At 43.5% G+C, this 14,348-nt stretch carries 19 protein-coding genes; 12 read left to right on the top strand and 7 right to left on the bottom strand.

Going from position 1 to position 14,348, the window contains the following annotated elements; genetic code table 11:
* Window positions 1-8: 8 nt before the first annotated feature.
* From JNG37_RS02565 to JNG37_RS02550, 4 genes are all read right to left on the bottom strand, one after another.
* The gene (locus JNG37_RS02565; protein WP_158455699.1) at window positions 9-377 is read right to left on the bottom strand and encodes a DUF956 family protein; all 369 of its coding nucleotides are present in this window, start codon (window positions 375-377) and stop codon (window positions 9-11) included.
* A 63-nt stretch (window positions 378-440) separates the two neighbouring features.
* Window positions 441-1,352 carry a PTS system mannose/fructose/sorbose family transporter subunit IID gene (locus JNG37_RS02560; protein WP_158455697.1) on the bottom strand — a complete coding sequence of 304 codons (912 nt, stop codon included), beginning with the start codon at window positions 1,350-1,352 and terminating at the stop codon, window positions 441-443.
* An 18-nt stretch (window positions 1,353-1,370) separates the two neighbouring features.
* On the bottom strand, window positions 1,371-2,177 hold the full coding sequence (locus JNG37_RS02555) for a PTS mannose/fructose/sorbose transporter subunit IIC (RefSeq protein WP_105207081.1): 807 nt from the start codon (window positions 2,175-2,177) through the stop codon (window positions 1,371-1,373).
* A gap of 29 nt (window positions 2,178-2,206) precedes the next feature.
* Window positions 2,207-3,199, bottom strand: a complete 993-nt coding sequence (locus JNG37_RS02550) for a PTS sugar transporter subunit IIB (RefSeq protein WP_158455695.1) — start codon at window positions 3,197-3,199, stop codon at window positions 2,207-2,209.
* A gap of 247 nt (window positions 3,200-3,446) precedes the next feature.
* Between JNG37_RS02550 and JNG37_RS02545 the strand changes: the two genes are divergently transcribed.
* From JNG37_RS02545 to JNG37_RS02535, 3 genes are read left to right on the top strand one after another with little or no spacing between them, the layout of a single operon-like run.
* Window positions 3,447-4,061 carry a carbohydrate-binding domain-containing protein gene (locus JNG37_RS02545; protein WP_187321608.1) on the top strand — a complete coding sequence of 205 codons (615 nt, stop codon included), beginning with the start codon at window positions 3,447-3,449 and terminating at the stop codon, window positions 4,059-4,061.
* A 2-nt stretch (window positions 4,062-4,063) separates the two neighbouring features.
* Window positions 4,064-4,315: a carbohydrate-binding domain-containing protein gene (locus JNG37_RS02540; protein WP_158455691.1), complete on the top strand. Its 252-nt coding sequence runs from the start codon at window positions 4,064-4,066 to the stop codon at window positions 4,313-4,315.
* On the top strand, window positions 4,296-4,694 hold the full coding sequence (locus JNG37_RS02535) for a carbohydrate-binding domain-containing protein (protein WP_187321607.1): 399 nt from the start codon (window positions 4,296-4,298) through the stop codon (window positions 4,692-4,694). The genes JNG37_RS02540 and JNG37_RS02535 overlap by 20 nt, the downstream gene beginning before the upstream one ends.
* Before the next feature lie 153 nt (window positions 4,695-4,847).
* On the opposite strand, the gene JNG37_RS02530 is transcribed toward JNG37_RS02535, so the two are convergent.
* A complete protein-coding gene (locus JNG37_RS02530) occupies window positions 4,848-5,660 on the bottom strand; it encodes a Cof-type HAD-IIB family hydrolase (RefSeq protein ID WP_158455687.1) in 813 nt (270 codons plus the stop codon).
* 214 nt (window positions 5,661-5,874) lie between these two features.
* Between JNG37_RS02530 and JNG37_RS02525 the strand changes: the two genes are divergently transcribed.
* The 4 genes from JNG37_RS02525 to lytR all read left to right on the top strand — a co-directional run bounded on the left by JNG37_RS02525 (window position 5,875) and on the right by lytR (window position 9,541).
* Window positions 5,875-7,335 (top strand): NCS2 family permease, encoded by a 1,461-nt coding sequence (locus JNG37_RS02525; RefSeq protein WP_158455685.1) that lies wholly within the window; start codon window positions 5,875-5,877, stop codon window positions 7,333-7,335.
* Window positions 7,336-7,422: 87 nt separating this feature from the next.
* Entirely contained in the window at window positions 7,423-7,863 is a 441-nt protein-coding gene (gene tsaE, locus JNG37_RS02520) for a tRNA (adenosine(37)-N6)-threonylcarbamoyltransferase complex ATPase subunit type 1 TsaE (RefSeq protein ID WP_158455683.1), read from the top strand.
* Window positions 7,856-8,374: a GNAT family N-acetyltransferase gene (locus JNG37_RS02515; RefSeq protein WP_158455680.1), complete on the top strand. Its 519-nt coding sequence runs from the start codon at window positions 7,856-7,858 to the stop codon at window positions 8,372-8,374. The genes tsaE and JNG37_RS02515 overlap by 8 nt, the downstream gene beginning before the upstream one ends.
* A gap of 6 nt (window positions 8,375-8,380) precedes the next feature.
* The gene (gene lytR, locus JNG37_RS02510) at window positions 8,381-9,541 is read left to right on the top strand and encodes a glycopolymer--peptidoglycan transferase LytR (RefSeq protein WP_238336230.1); all 1,161 of its coding nucleotides are present in this window, start codon (window positions 8,381-8,383) and stop codon (window positions 9,539-9,541) included.
* Window positions 9,542-9,552: 11 nt separating this feature from the next.
* Here lytR and JNG37_RS02505 read toward each other — a convergent pair whose 3' ends face one another.
* Window positions 9,553-9,861: a chemotaxis protein gene (locus JNG37_RS02505; RefSeq protein WP_158455678.1), complete on the bottom strand. Its 309-nt coding sequence runs from the start codon at window positions 9,859-9,861 to the stop codon at window positions 9,553-9,555.
* A gap of 1 nt (window position 9,862) precedes the next feature.
* Window positions 9,863-10,276, bottom strand: a complete 414-nt coding sequence (locus JNG37_RS02500) for an HIT family protein (RefSeq protein ID WP_158455676.1) — start codon at window positions 10,274-10,276, stop codon at window positions 9,863-9,865.
* Between the two features lie 61 nt (window positions 10,277-10,337).
* On the opposite strand from JNG37_RS02500, the gene JNG37_RS02495 reads away from it, so the two are divergent.
* The 5 genes from JNG37_RS02495 (at window position 10,338) to rimP (ending at window position 14,337) form a co-directional block, all read left to right on the top strand.
* On the top strand, window positions 10,338-11,072 hold the full coding sequence (locus JNG37_RS02495) for an ABC transporter ATP-binding protein (RefSeq protein WP_158455674.1): 735 nt from the start codon (window positions 10,338-10,340) through the stop codon (window positions 11,070-11,072).
* Entirely contained in the window at window positions 11,069-12,115 is a 1,047-nt protein-coding gene (locus JNG37_RS02490; protein ID WP_158455672.1) for an ABC transporter permease, read from the top strand. Before JNG37_RS02495 ends, JNG37_RS02490 begins: the two co-directional genes overlap by 4 nt.
* A 49-nt stretch (window positions 12,116-12,164) precedes the next feature.
* Entirely contained in the window at window positions 12,165-12,965 is an 801-nt protein-coding gene (gene ccrZ, locus JNG37_RS02485; protein ID WP_158455670.1) for a cell cycle regulator CcrZ, read from the top strand.
* On the top strand, window positions 12,955-13,593 hold the full coding sequence (gene trmB, locus JNG37_RS02480) for a tRNA (guanosine(46)-N7)-methyltransferase TrmB (RefSeq protein WP_158455668.1): 639 nt from the start codon (window positions 12,955-12,957) through the stop codon (window positions 13,591-13,593). The genes ccrZ and trmB overlap by 11 nt, the downstream gene beginning before the upstream one ends.
* A 273-nt stretch (window positions 13,594-13,866) precedes the next feature.
* Window positions 13,867-14,337 carry a ribosome maturation factor RimP gene (rimP, locus tag JNG37_RS02475; protein WP_158455666.1) on the top strand — a complete coding sequence of 157 codons (471 nt, stop codon included), beginning with the start codon at window positions 13,867-13,869 and terminating at the stop codon, window positions 14,335-14,337.
* Window positions 14,338-14,348 lie beyond the last annotated feature (11 nt).

Below are 14,348 nucleotides of genomic sequence, written 5' to 3'. Positions count from 1 at the left end.
TTCTTCTTTTATTTTTTGAATATAGAAGCCAGTTTTTTGCCGATGAGCTGGACTAGGGTTGGTAGTTTGATCACACGGTCATTACCAATGTGCTGACGGGCAGCTTTTAAAATTTTCCCTGAGTCAGATGAGGCAAAGAGGAAACGGCTTTTTTCTGTATAGATTTCAAAATGCCGACTGACTTTATTGTGGTGTACATTAGCTCCGATGGATTGAATGGAATCCCAGGGAATCTGGATATAGCGCTCGACATTGCTGTCGGGATAAAATTCGATTGCTTTATCTCCGACTAAGAATTTTCCAACTTTTCCTCCGAACCCCATATAAGAAACACCGGTTGCTTGAACTTCTACTCGTGAATTTAAGGATTGTGCCATAGTTTTTTCTCTCTTTTCTAGGCTTTATTATACCATAAAACCCCGCGGGTGCGGGGTTATTGATTACATAATTCCGAAGAAACGAGCGATGATACCTACGATGAAGAGACCGATAATCATTGTGATTGGTGTTACTTTCTTCTTAAGCAAGTGCATGCAGAGGAAAGTAAGGAGAAGTCCCATCAAACCAGGAATCAAGCTGTTCAACTGGCCTTGTAAGCTTTGTGCTTGAGTTGGGTAAAGGCTAAGTCCGCTGAGAGCATCGCCCAAGATACCTTGAAGCTCAGTACCTGTTACAGTACCTTCTGGGAAGACGATGTAAGCACCTTCTGACAATTGTTTTGCAGGAAGATCAATGGTGAAGTTGATAGATACCCAACGTTGAACAAGAACTGCAAGGATGAACATACCAAGGATAGATGCACCTTTAGTAATATCTTGAAGGATACCACCTGACATGTCTTTGGTAATTTCGCTACCAGCTTTGTAACCAAATTCTTGTGTGTACCATAGGAAAGCCATACGGATTGCATTCCAACCAAAGAAGAAGATGATTGGACCCATGATGTTACCAGAAAGTGCAAGTGATGCACCGAGGGCGCCGAGGATTGGGCGAACAGTAAACCAGAAGACTGGGTCACCGATACCAGCAAGAGGTCCCATCATACCGATTTTCACCCCTTGGATAGCTGTGTCATCGATAGCAGCACCGTTTGCGCGCTCTTCTTCAAGGGCAAGTGTTACACCAAGGATTGGTGAAGCAACGTATGGGTGAGTGTTGAAGAATTCCAAGTGACGCTCAAGAGCAGCTGCTTGGTCTTCTTTTTTCGTGTAGAGTTTTTTGATAGCAGGAATCATTGCATATGCCCAACCTAAGTTTTGCATACGCTCGTAGTTCCAAGAACCTTGAAGGAAGGTTGAACGCCACCAAACTTTTTTACGATCGCTTACGGAAAGTTGAATTTTTTCTGACATGGTTAAATCTCCCTTCTCTTAGTAGTCTTCAAGGATGTCGCCGATTGGGTCATTTGAAGAAGCGCTGCTGTTTCCTGAACCACCTTGTTTAGACAAGTTGAGGTAGATAAGAGCGATTGCTACACCGATAACACCAAGAGCGATAAGAGTCAATTCACTGAGAGCAGCAAAGGCAAATCCGAGGGCGAAGAATGGCCATACTTCACGAGTTGCCATCATGTTGATAACCATAGCATAACCTACGGCAACAACCATACCACCGCCGACAGCCATACCGCCTTTGAGCCATTCTGGCATTGCTTCAAGAACAGATTGAACAGCTTCAGCTGGCATTGCAAGAAGAAGTGCTGCAGGGATTGCGATACGCAATCCTTGAAGAAGAAGAGCGAACAAGTGGTAACGTTCTACCGCAGCAAAGTTTGCATCTTTAGCAGCATTGTCTGCACCGTGAACCAAACCAACTGAGATAGTACGCACGATCATTGTAAGGAAAAGACCAGCAACGGCAAGAGGAATAGCAGTTGTTGTTGCAACGGCAATACCTTCTGCTGAGAAGTCGCCACCTTTGATCATGATGATAGCAGCAGCAACAGATGCAAGTGCTGCGTCTGGTGCAACGGCTGCACCGATGTTCGCCCAACCAAGAGCGATCATTTGTAGGGAACCACCGAGCATAACGCCTGCAGCCAAGTTACCAGTTACAAGACCGATAAGGGTACAAGCTACCAATGGTTGATGGAATTGAAATTCGTCAAGGATACCTTCAAGACCTGCGAAGAAGGCAACGATGACAACAAGAATTGCGGAAATAAGTGTAATATCCATGTTGAAATCCTTTCTTAAATCAGATTGTATTATTGAACGTTTGCTTTGTTGATCAACTCAAACAAGTCTTTCTTAGTATCGTTTGGTACTTTACGCACATCAAATTCAACGCCCAAGTCACGCAATTTTTCAAAGGTTGCAACGTCATCTTTGTCCATTGACAATACGTTGTTAACCATTGTTTTACCAGTTGAGTGAGCCATAGAACCGACGTTCAATTCTTTGATTTCTACGCCACCTTCGATTGCTTCAAGAGCTTCCTGTGGTGTTTCGAAGAGAATCAAGGCATGTGTGTTACCAAAGCGAGGGTCTTTAGAAACCTCAATCAATTTCTTGATTGGGACAACGTTCGCTTTCACGTTACCAGGAGCAGCTTGTTTGATGAGTTGTTTGCGCAATTCATCTTTAGCAACTGTATCTGAAGCAACGATGATACGATCTGCCTTAGAAGCAGGGGTCCAACCAGTCGCAACTTGACCATGCAAGAGACGAGTGTCGATACGAGCCAAGTTGATTTTCAGCTTGCCATCTCCGATAACAGTCCCTGGAGGGATCGCACCTTGTGGAGCAGTTGGTGCTGCTTCAGCTACTGGAGCAGCTTCTGCGGGTTGAAGTTCTTCTGGAAGAACCTTCACACCATCCTTGGCTTCTTTGATAATGTTTGCCGCAACTTCTTCCACGCCTGCTTCAGCGTTAATCATACGCTCTGTATAGGCTTGGATCAACATTGGCAAGTTGAGGCCTGTGATGATGGCAAACTTACGATCTGGGTTTTCACCAGCTACGCGGCTTGCTTGGTTAAATGGTGACCCACTCCAAAGGTCAGCTAACACCAAAACTTCATCATCGGCATCGAATGCGTCAACAGCAGCATTGAGCTTAGCGTATAAATCATCTGGTCCTTCGCTTGGCATGAAAGTAACAACCTGTACTTTATCTTGTTCGCCAAAGATCATTGAACCTGACTGATGGATACCAGCAGCAAATTCGCCATGACTTGCAATAATGATTCCAATACTCATTATTGTTCCTCCTAAATTTTTCTTGTTCATGTAAAAACCCTTGAAGGGGTTTTCATGTTCGAACTGTAACATTATAAAACGTTTTCAATGAATTTGTCAAGCAATTTTGTGACATCCGAGGGAAAATTTTCTGAAATGTTGCGCTAGAAATGTGCAATTTTAGCTTGTTTTAAGCTGAAAATAGTAGTATTTGAGGGAATTTTTTTGGAAGTTGAGGAAAGAGAATGAAAATGAAAAAAATGCATGGTTGATCAGTTTGATAGTTTCAGGTTTTTTACTGACTGCCTGTCAAGAGTCATCAAGCGTAAGCGATTCAACAGCTTCATCGACGACCAATCTTAGCCAGTATTTTTCAGATAGGGATCTTGATGCCAGTTACGATAGCGACCAGGCAACTAAGATTGACTTGGAAGGGGAAACAGTGACGATTTCGGGGACAGGGGCTAGTTTGAACGGACAAGAACTAACCATTTCGGTAGCAGATACCCATTTTATTTCAGGAAGCTCGGATACGATCCGGATCAGTGTTAAGGCAGCAGATGCTGACCAAGTACAGCTTGTCTTAAATGGTGTCGAGATGAGTGCTGAAACGGCTCCGATCTATGTTGAAGAAGCGGATAAGGTGATTCTCACATTAGCAGATGGAACGACCAACACAATTTCGGATGCTGCGACAAACAGCAATACGAAATTGGATGCGGCTATTTTTTCTAAAAGTGATTTGACCATTAATGGTAGCGGCAGTTTGATTGTCAATGGTCGTTACTATAATGCTATCGAGGGCAATGATGATGTCTGTATCTATGGAAGTCATCTGGAGTTAGAGGCGGTTGGAGATGGAATCAATGAAATGATGCCCTAAACATCAAAGATGCAACCGTAACGATTGCAGCAGGCCATGATGGTCTGCATTCGAATAATGCAGAGGATGTTAACTTGGGTAATCTCTATGTGGGTCAGGCTCAGTTGACCGCACAAGTAGGAGATGATGGGATTCATGCTTCCAATGCCCTGATTGTGAACACCGGAGAAATTACGATTACCCAATCGACCGAAGCCATGGAAGGAAAAAACCATTCACATCATGGGAGGCAGCTTGAATCTTGTAGCCAGTGATGATGCCATCAACGCAGCCAACGCCTCAGCTTATGCAGGAATTTCCTTGACTATAGATGGAGGGGAGTTGACCGTACAAGCTGGAGGAGATGGATTAGATTCAAATGGTAATCTTCTTATAAATGACGGGCAGATTTTCGTAAGTGGAGCACTGAATCCTGGTAATGGTGCCTTGGACTATGAAGGCCATGCGGCTATTACAGGAGGAGATGCGATCATCGTCGGCTGGTCCGGTATGGCACAAGGGTTTGGCAGTGATTCTAGTCAGGCATCTCTTTTGGTGAAAGAGCTGAACGGTACTGTTGGTTCAAACATTCGTGTTCTAGATAGTGAAGGCAATCAGTTGGCGGCTTATACAGCCAGCCAAGCCTTTAGTTAGCTTGGCAGATATGGAAGAGGGGCAAACTTATACCGTTTTTGTTGATGATCAATCCCTTACAGCGACTGCAGGTTTGACAACGGAATAATAAAAAAGCAGCTATCAGCCTATTCTTGAAAGAATCAAGAGTGTGACTGAGCTGCTTTTTCTATATTATAGGAATAGAGCTTCCAATTCTCTTGCGACACCGTCTTGGTCGTTGGTGAAGCTGGTTTGATAATCTGCATGAGGAAGTAAGGTCTGACTACAATTTTTCATGGCATAGCCCCTACCAGCTAGCTGGAGCATTTGAATATCATTGTGTTCGTCCCCGAATGCAACTAGATCCTTGGGATCCATTTGATAGAGGTCGAGCAGGTAGGACAAAGCAGTTGCCTTACTGACACCCTTGGCGCAGGTTTCAAGGATATTGAGCGGACCGCCCCAGGTATTGATTTCTAGTTCGTTGTTGAAGAAGGCCTTCATCTCTTCAGCTAGGGCAAATTTATCCTCTGCATGGGTCTGCATCAGGATAGAATGAGGGTCTTCTGTGACGAGTTCAGGTTTGATAAGGGTCTCAGGTGTGATTTGGTCCACACCCAGAAGTCCTGGATCAATCTTGTCCAAGTGGCTTTGAGTGATAAAAAATTTATTCTTGTATTCACCAGCGATGAAATCTGCCTGGAACCGTTCCTCTTCTTTCAGAAAGGTTAAGAGGTAGGACTTGTCGATGAGGATATTTTTTTCCCACTGCCATTTTTGCTGTGGAAGATGGATCAGGGAACCATTGAAATTAATCATTGGGGTGTCCAATTCCAATTGCTGGTAGTAGTGAACTGCCATGCGGTAGGGACGACCTGTGGCGATGAGGACTTTATGTCCTGCTTTTTTTACCTTTTTAATAGTAGAAATAGTGTAATTGGATAACTGGCTATCTTTGTTAAGAAGGGTACCGTCTAAATCGAGGGCAATTAGTTTCTGTTTCATATGGCTTGCCTTTCTAAATCATTCCTAACAGTATATCAAAATTTAAGATTAGGGGCAAAAGTTGGCAGTTCAATCTCAGTTTCGTTGAATAACGTTCGGTTTTTTCTTATTTTTTATAAAAATCAAACGTTTTCATGAACAAACCACTTGAAAGGCTATCGTTTTTTGTTTATAATACAAGTATCGTTCGTAAATTAAAGGAGAAAATTGAAAAATGGATTCATTTTTTAAGTTAAAAGAACACGGTACGACCGTTTCGACTGAAATCATGGCCGGTCTTACGACTTTTTTCGCTATGTCATATATCTTGTTTGTCAACCCAAGCATCTTAAGTGTTGCAGGGATGCCATCTCAAGCTGTTTTCTTGGCAACAATTATTGCCAGTGCAGTTTCTACACTAGTTATGGGGCTATTTGCTAATGTTCCTTATGCATTGGCACCAGGGATGGGGCTAAATGCCTTCTTTACCTATACAGTGGTTATTGGTCTTGATTTTACTTGGCAAGAAGCTTTAGCAATGGTTTTCCTTTGCGGTCTGTTTAATGTTTTTATTACTGTTACAAAGGTTCGTAAGAGCATTATCAAGGCTATTCCAGTTAGTTTGCAACATGCAATTGGTGGTGGTATCGGGGTATTTGTTGCCTATCTTGGTTTTAAAAATTCAAACTTGATTACCTTCTTGACATCTGGTTCTGACATTATTACAGTTAACGGAGTTGCTCCTGCGGATGCAACTGCTGAAACCTTCTCAAACGGGGTCTTTTCAGTATTTGCAGGCGGTGGTGTTGTACCAGGGATTTCGACCTTTACAGATCCAAGTGTTCTCTTGACAGTGTTCGGTCTCCTCTTGACAGCTGTTTTGGTTATTAAGAATGTACGTGGTGCAATTTTGATTGGAATCGTCGCAACAACTTTGGCTGGTATTCCAGCGGGTGTTGTAGACCTTTCTACCATTGATTTTGCAAATAATAATATCGGTACAGCCTTTGCGGAGCTAGGTACGACTTTCTTAGCAGCTTTTGGTGGTCTATCTTCGCTCTTTGCTGACTCAAGCCGTCTACCACTTGTTTTGATGACTATCTTTGCCTTCAGCTTGTCAGATACCTTTGACACGCTTGGTACCTTTATCGGTACAGGTCGTAAGACTGGAATTTTCTCAGCAGAAGATGAGAAAGCCCTCGAAAATGGTACAGGCTTTAACTCTAAAATGGACAAGGCGCTCTTTGCAGATGCAATCGGTACCTCAATCGGTGCACTCTTTGGAACTTCTAATACAACAACCTATGTGGAGTCAGCTGCAGGTATCTCTGCGGGAGGTCGTACTGGTTTGACAGCTGTTACGACAGCGGTGCTCTTCTTACTTTCTATCCTTATCTTGCCATTTATCGGTATTGTGCCAGCTGCGGCAACCTCTCCTGCCTTGATTATCGTTGGTGTGATGATGGTTTCATCCTTCTTGGATGTTGACTGGAGCCACTTTGAAGATGCCCTTCCAGCCTTCTTCGCAGCCTTCTTCATGGCACTTTGCTTCTCTATCTCATACGGTATTGCAGCTGCCTTTATCTTCTATTGCTTGGTGAAAGTATCAACAGGTAAGGCTAAAGAAATTCACCCAATCCTTTGGGGAGCAACTGGTCTCTTTATCCTCAACTTTATCATCCTTGCAATTTTGTAAGCAATATTCTTGACAAACTGGGCTTGTCCCAGTTTTTCTTTTGGGAAGAAAATGACAAAAAGGTCCTCTTATGATATAATGATGGGTATGTATAGTCAAAATGAAGCGACATTAGTGGCAATTGGAGAGAAGCTCGGTAGAGTCCTTCAGCCTAATCAGGTTTTGGTTTTATCTGGTGAATTGGGGGCAGGAAAAACAACCTTTACCAAGGGGTTGGCCCTAGGGCTTGATATCAAACAGATGATTAAAAGTCCAACCTATACCATCGTGAGGGAGTACGAGGGGCGCCTACCTCTCTATCACCTAGATGTTTACCGCATTGGTGATGATCCTGATTCAATCGATTTGGATGACTTTCTCTATGGAAATGGCGTGACGGTCATTGAGTGGGGGGATTTGCTTGATTCTAGCTTATTGGATGACTACCTCTTCATTCGAATCGAGAAAGAAGAGAACGGTCGTCGTTTAACCTTCCAACCACATGGTCCAAAGAGTGAGCGTCTAGCAGAGGAGGTTCAGTATGATTAAGAAAGAAATTTATTTTAGCGAGGCGGAACCTGCAGATGCAGCAGCCTTTATTGACTTTATGAATCAGGTGGCTCTTGAAACAGATTTCTTGGTGATGGATGAGACGGGCTTTAGATTTAGTCAAGAGCAGATGGAGACTATTTTTGAGGCTGGGATTGAAAATCCTCGAGAGCTATGTCTCTTGGCGAAGGTTGGCTCAGAAGTGATTGGGGCCATTTCTGTCAAATCCTTTCGTCAGTTTCGGGTCAGCCATATCGGGACGATTTTTATTGCGATAAAAAAAGAGTATTGGGGTCATGGCATTGGTTCCATACTCCTAGAAGAAGTTAACCTATGGGCCAAAGAAGTGGGCTTGTTGAGTCGGTTGGAGTTGACCGTTCAGGTTAGAAACCAGGCAGCTGTCCATTTGTATCAAAAATTTGGCTTTGAAATTGAAGGCACTCAAAAACGGGGTGCCAGAACTGATGAAGGAGAATGGCTTGACCTCTATTACATGGGCAAGCTCCTATAAATCTTTATGAAGAAAATTGGATTCAAAATTGCTGGAATGTTGGGCTTGATCATTGCCCTGACAGTTGGAGCAGGTGCCCTTTATGGGACCACCTTGTTAAATTATTCTACGGATGCCATTTCAAAAACATTTAAAACCCTCAATAACTCAGATGAAGAGTATGATGTGATTGAAGCGACTGAACCATTGACCATTCTCTTGATGGGGGTTGACATGGATCAGGCCACTCGAGGAGGTAACTGGGAAGAGGGGCGTAGTGATTCCATGATTCTCTTGACAGTTAATCCCCAGACCAAAACAACGACTATGATGAGTTTGACACGCGATATCATGGTTGAAATTGCAAATGGTGATGGAACATCAAGCGGAGCGATTGAAAAACTCAACCATTCCTATAGCTATGGTCAGGCAGAGATGGCTGTGGCGACCATCGAAAAAATGATGGACATCAACATCAATCGCTACGTGGAAATCAATATGGACGGCTTGGTGGAGTTAGTCGATGCAGTCGGTGGTATCACAGTTAACAATACCCTGGGTTTTACCATCTCAATTGATGAGTATGAGCCTGCTTATACTGCGACAGTTGCACCTGGTGTTCAGTTAGTAAATGGTGACCAGGCCTTAGTCTATGCTCGAATGCGTTATGATGATCCAGAGGGTGATTATGGTCGGCAGAAACGCCAGCGGGAAGTTATCATGGCAATCGTAAAAAAATTACTTAAGCTGGAAGGTTTTACCCAGTATAAGAAGATTTTGGATGCGATTTCCAACAACATGCGGACGGATATTGAAATCTCCACTGCGACCATCCCAAGCCTCTTAGGCTATCGGGATTCGCTGACAACCATTGAGTCCTACCAGTTGACGGGGCAAGATGCGATGATCGATGGTGTTTCATACCAAATTCCAACCAGTGAGCATGTCTATGAAATGCAAAATATCCTGAAAAAATCATTGGGGCTTGCAACGGTGACAGAAGTTGTGACCAATATTCAGGTCTATGAAGAGATGAATTGGTTGCCAAGTCCAGTAACTGTACTGGATGCCTATACCAATGAAATCGTCTTGGAGGGCTACGGACTTCCTGCTGAGACGGAAGCTAGCTCGACAAGTGGTACAGAAACCAGCAGTAGCGAAGAGACGACAGAATCAAGTTCAGAATAAGAAAAACCTTGTCATTGGACAAGGTTTTCTTGGTTTTCGCTTGTTGCGGGGAGATGTTTTTTGATTTCTTCCAGGTTTCCGGCAATGCTTTGCTGATAGGTCCGTAACTTGTAGGTTAAGTCCTGGGACATGTCTTGCAAGGGTTGGCGGTAGGATAAAATGGTGTTTAGGTGCTGCTGGATGGCTTCTTTTTCTTGTGTCAACTCGGTAACCAAATCCAAGGTTTCTTTTGCTTCAGCCTGGATTTTTTTGCGGTTGGACACAACTTGGAAGGCGATGCTTGCAGCGCCGATTCCTGCGATAAGGTGAGATAGTTTCATATTACTCTCCAATCTGTAAGAGTTGGGACAAGCGACCTAGTTCATAGAAATCAGGTTGATTGGTTGCAAATGTGATTGCCAGGCCATCTTGGTCATCAAACCGTGGCAGAAGATGGAAATGGGTGTGGAAGACGGTTTGTCCCGCAGCTTCTTCGCTATTATTGAGGAGGTTGATGCCATTGGCGCCAAGTTTGTCCTTCAATTGATTGGCGATGAGAGGTATTTTGCTGAAAATGGCTGTGCTGGTTTGGCCATCCAGGTCCAAGAGATTGCGGAAATGTTTTTTAGGAATAACCAGGGTATGGCCAGGAGTGACTTGGGTGATGTCCAAGAAAGCAAGTACCTCTTGGTCTTCGTAGACTTTGGCAGCTGGAATCTCTCCAGCAACAATCTTACAAAAAATACAATCTGACATAAACAAACCTCTTTCAGGAATTTTTGGTATAATAATTATATCAAATTACGGGAAGAAATGTATGTTAGAAGTTAAAAATCTCACGGGCGGTTACGCCAATATTCCAGTCTTAAAAGATGTTAGTTTTCAGGTGGGCGACGGTGAATTGGTTGGCTTGATTGGCTTAAATGGTGCGGGGAAATCAACGACGATCAAGGAAATTATAGGCCTCTTGCAACCCTATGGTGGCACCATCAAGGTCAATGACTTGGAATTGTCATCAGATTTAAAAGCCTATCGCAAGCAAATTGCCTATATACCAGAGAGTCCGATTTTGTATGAGGAACTGACCTTGCGGGAGCATATTGAACTGCTGGCTTTGGCTTACGAATTAGATAAAGAAGCTATGTGGCAAAAAGCGGATGGTTTGTTGCAACTCTTTCGATTACAGGATAAGTTGGACTGGTTCCCATCTACCTTTTCAAAAGGGATGATGCAGAAGGTGATGATTATCTGTGCGCTCTTGCTAGAAGCTTCTCTCCTAATTGTGGATGAGCCGTTTTTAGGTTTGGATCCGTTGGCGATTTCGGACTTGGTCAGCTTGTTGGAAAAAGAGAAGGCGCTAGGGCGGTCGATTTTAATGTCAACCCACGTCCTTGACTCTGCTGAGAGATTGTGTGATCGATTTGTTGTGCTCCATAGTGGGCAAGTAATTGCAGATGGGGATTTGGGTAGCCTGCGGCAGCAATTTGACATGCCAGACGCTAGCTTGAATGACATTTATTTGACCATTACAGCGAGTGGGGTGACAGGATGAAGCAAGTCTTTGCTGGGAGACGGAGGAAATTTTGGAAGCAAATTTCTTCTTACATCCCTTATGTGCTCAATGATCACTTTGTATTAGCTCTACTGTTTTTACTCGGTTTTGCCTCTCTTCAGTATCGTAGCCTGATGCTGTCTGAAGCTGTTCCAGCTTTGTGGATTTTTTTAGGGATTTTGGGAATCAGTCTCTTGTTGCTCTTTTCAGGTAGAATCGCAAGCTACATTGAAGCGGCAGACCGACACTATCTCTTGGTTGAAGAGGAGACCTTGGTTCAAGAAGTCAGAGAAGCAAGTCGGCGAGCGAGTTTGGTTTGGGGAAGTGTATTTGTCCTGGGTCAGTTGTTGCTTGTTCCCTTGTTATTGAAAATTTTTTGGCCAATCTGGGCTGTAGTGCTTTGGATTCTTTTCTTTTTAGGGGTAAAGGTTGGCTATCACAATTGGCAAGCTAGTCGGTTGCTGCAAGGTCAGGGCTTGGATTGGACAGCGACGATCTCCAGTGAAAGAGGGAGAAAACAAGCAGTTCTAGCATTTTTCTCAAACTTTACCCATGTAAAAGGCCTGATATCTTCTGTAAAACCGCGGAAAATACTGGTGACCTGGCTTAAAAAATGGACGGGTCTAGATCAGTCAGGTTGGGGTTTTCTCTTTTTGAGAGCTTTTGTTCGCCAGGGTGATTTTCTGGTGATTAGCTTGCGCTTAGTCTTGCTAGGGGTATTGGCTTTGGTCTTTGTCAGTCCTTCTTGGTTGGCAGTTGGACTAGCCTTGCTCTTTCACTATCTCCTTTTGTTCCAACTGCTAGCCCTTTATCACAGTTACGATTACCACCCCTTAACCAGTCTTTTTCCCTTGGACCATAGCCAAAAAGCTGGTGCTTTTCGACAATTAGTGAGTTTGGTTTTGAATGTCTTGCTGGGGATCAATTGTTTGGTCTTTCTGCTTGTACAAAGAGATTGGACCATGTTTGCTGTCTTACTCTTGGGGGGATTGTTCCTAAACTATTTCTATCTGACGATAAAAACGAAGAAATTGATTGACTAACAGCATGAAAACTAGTAAAATAGTAAAGAATTTTTGAAGGAGGAATGGCATGCAGTTTGATACGAGTGGTCTTCAACTACAATCTATTGCAGGCAATAGTGGTAAAGCATTTAAGGGCCTTCGGTCAGACGGAACGCCTGTATTTGTAAAATACGAAATGCCTCCCATTGTGACTGCCTTAGCGAGAGAGCAGATTACTCCACCCGTTATTTCGACCAATCGTGAGGTTGGATTTGGGAATCGGGTGGAGCAAGAATGGTTGACAGGCCGCACCCTTGAAAGACAGGATATGTCTAGCAAGCAGGTTCGGCAGATTTTGGTGCGCTTGCATTATTCACGCATTTTGCTCAACCAAGCCTTGCAGCTCAATTACAGCTACCAAAGTCCGAGAGATTTGGTGGAAAAATGGCAGAAGGAGGCGCCAGCCCGTCTGTCTAAGAACACCTACTTGCAGTCTATCTGCCGTGAACTCTTGGCGAATTTACCAGCCTTCCATCAGGAAGTGGCAACTTTTGTTCATGGAGATCTCCATCATAAGAACTGGGTTGAGACCACGAGTGGCTTGGTCTATTTGACAGACTGGGAGACAGCCTGTGTCACTGACCGCATGATGGATGTGGCCTATCTCTTGACCCATTATGTGCCACGTCAGGCTTGGAAAGAATGGTTGAAGTCCTACGGTTATAAATACAACAAGACCGTTTTGGCAAAGGTGTATTGGTATGGTCAGTTGGGTTATCTCAATCAAATCACCAAACACGTAGAAAGTTATAATATGGAAGCGGCCAACAAGGAAATTTATGCGCTTCGTATGTTTAAAGAAGGGTTTGTCATAGAAGATGAGAGTTAGAAACCGCAAAGGGGCACCGGAATTATTGGCCCAGTATCCTCAGTATGTTATCCTAAATCCAGAGGATTGCAAGGGAAAATGGGCTGACATTTTTGGCAATGATCATCCGATTCATATTGAAGTTGGCTCAGGGAAGGGGCGCTTCATTACGGGAATGGCTGCTCAAAATCCAGATATCAACTATATTGGGATTGATATTCAGTTGACGGTCTTGTCCTATGCCTTGGACCGTGTCGTAGAAGCAGGTTTGCCTAATATCAAACTCTTACAGGTGGATGGATCAAGTTTGACCAATTACTTTAGTCCTGCAGAGATTGACCGTCTTTATCTGAATTTCTCAGATCCATGGCCCAAGAAACGCCATGAAAAGCGTCGTTTGACTTACAAGTCTTTCTTGGATACCTATAAGGAAATCCTGCCTGATAAGGGTGAAATTCATTTTAAAACAGATAACCGAGGCTTGTTTGAATACAGTTTAGCAAGTTTCTCACAATACGGCATGATTCTCAATCAAGTTTGGTTGGATTTGCACGCCAGTGATTTTGAAGGTAATGTCATGACGGAGTACGAAGAGAAATTCTCGAAAAAAGGTCAGGTCATCTACCGCGTTGAAGCGCAATTTCAATAAAAGGATTCATTAGAGAATCCTTTTTGTTTTCTATTGCTGGATGAGGAAAACGGAAAGAGGAACTGTTTGGAAAGGAAATGAAGGCAGGGCATCTTTGGGTGGAAGTTTGTTTAGATAAGCAAATAAAAATTCCAAGCAAAAACGTTTACAGGTTGGTGATTTATCGTTTTCCTTTACAGTTTGCCACTTTTGTGGTAGAATTTAGGATAGAAATAAAGTGGAAAGGGGTTGACGTCAGTCAGCCCTTTATGTGTTAAGAAAAAGGAGGTAAAGATGACCAGTATTGTAGAAATCGTTACCCAAACCATTGAGCCAGTGATTCAGGCGCCCTATGAACTAGTGGATGTTGAGTACGGTAAGATGGGTGGGGACTATGTGCTATCCATCTTTATAGACAAGGAAGGTGGCATTAGTTTGCAGGACACGGCAGATTTATCAGAGTTGATTAGTCCCATCTTGGATACCATCCAACCAGATCCCTTCCCTGAACAGTATATGTTGGAAGTGACCAGTCCAGGTTTGGAACGTCCCTTAAAAACAGCTGCTGCTCTTGAGCAGGCTGTTGGGAAGTATATTCATGTCAAACTTTATCAGGCTATTGACAAGGTTAAGATTTTTGAAGGAACACTCCTGTCATTTGATGGCGAGCAGCTAGAGTTAGAGTACCTAGATAAGACTCGTAAGAAACAAGTGACCATCCCGTATTCAACTGTTGCTAAGGCTCGTTTGGCCGTAAAAATTTAAGTAAGAAAGGA

Origin of the sequence: Streptococcus suis (genome assembly GCF_016775005.1) — a bacterium.
Classification (GTDB): domain Bacteria; phylum Bacillota; class Bacilli; order Lactobacillales; family Streptococcaceae; genus Streptococcus; species Streptococcus suivaginalis.
This window is presented reverse-complemented; position numbering and strand designations above follow the sequence as displayed.

What these genes read in the sequence shown, in the direction of transcription:
- JNG37_RS02490 (WP_158455672.1), top strand. Translation starts at nt 11,069, where the DNA reads ATGAAGCAAGTCTTTGCTGGGAGACGGAGGAAATTTTGGAAGCAAATT.
- JNG37_RS02565 (WP_158455699.1), bottom strand. Translation starts at nt 377, where the DNA reads ATGGCACAATCCTTAAATTCACGAGTAGAAGTTCAAGCAACCGGTGTT.
- JNG37_RS02530 (WP_158455687.1), bottom strand. Translation starts at nt 5,660, where the DNA reads ATGAAACAGAAACTAATTGCCCTCGATTTAGACGGTACCCTTCTTAAC.
- rimP (WP_158455666.1), top strand. Translation starts at nt 13,867, where the DNA reads ATGACCAGTATTGTAGAAATCGTTACCCAAACCATTGAGCCAGTGATT.
- JNG37_RS02560 (WP_158455697.1), bottom strand. Translation starts at nt 1,352, where the DNA reads ATGTCAGAAAAAATTCAACTTTCCGTAAGCGATCGTAAAAAAGTTTGG.
- ccrZ (WP_158455670.1), top strand. Translation starts at nt 12,165, where the DNA reads ATGCAGTTTGATACGAGTGGTCTTCAACTACAATCTATTGCAGGCAAT.
- JNG37_RS02515 (WP_158455680.1), top strand. Translation starts at nt 7,856, where the DNA reads ATGATTAAGAAAGAAATTTATTTTAGCGAGGCGGAACCTGCAGATGCA.
- tsaE (WP_158455683.1), top strand. Translation starts at nt 7,423, where the DNA reads ATGTATAGTCAAAATGAAGCGACATTAGTGGCAATTGGAGAGAAGCTC.
- JNG37_RS02500 (WP_158455676.1), bottom strand. Translation starts at nt 10,276, where the DNA reads ATGTCAGATTGTATTTTTTGTAAGATTGTTGCTGGAGAGATTCCAGCT.
- JNG37_RS02525 (WP_158455685.1), top strand. Translation starts at nt 5,875, where the DNA reads ATGGATTCATTTTTTAAGTTAAAAGAACACGGTACGACCGTTTCGACT.
- trmB (WP_158455668.1), top strand. Translation starts at nt 12,955, where the DNA reads ATGAGAGTTAGAAACCGCAAAGGGGCACCGGAATTATTGGCCCAGTAT.
- JNG37_RS02505 (WP_158455678.1), bottom strand. Translation starts at nt 9,861, where the DNA reads ATGAAACTATCTCACCTTATCGCAGGAATCGGCGCTGCAAGCATCGCC.
- JNG37_RS02550 (WP_158455695.1), bottom strand. Translation starts at nt 3,199, where the DNA reads ATGAGTATTGGAATCATTATTGCAAGTCATGGCGAATTTGCTGCTGGT.
- JNG37_RS02555 (WP_105207081.1), bottom strand. Translation starts at nt 2,177, where the DNA reads ATGGATATTACACTTATTTCCGCAATTCTTGTTGTCATCGTTGCCTTC.
- JNG37_RS02495 (WP_158455674.1), top strand. Translation starts at nt 10,338, where the DNA reads ATGTTAGAAGTTAAAAATCTCACGGGCGGTTACGCCAATATTCCAGTC.
- lytR (WP_238336230.1), top strand. Translation starts at nt 8,381, where the DNA reads ATGAAGAAAATTGGATTCAAAATTGCTGGAATGTTGGGCTTGATCATT.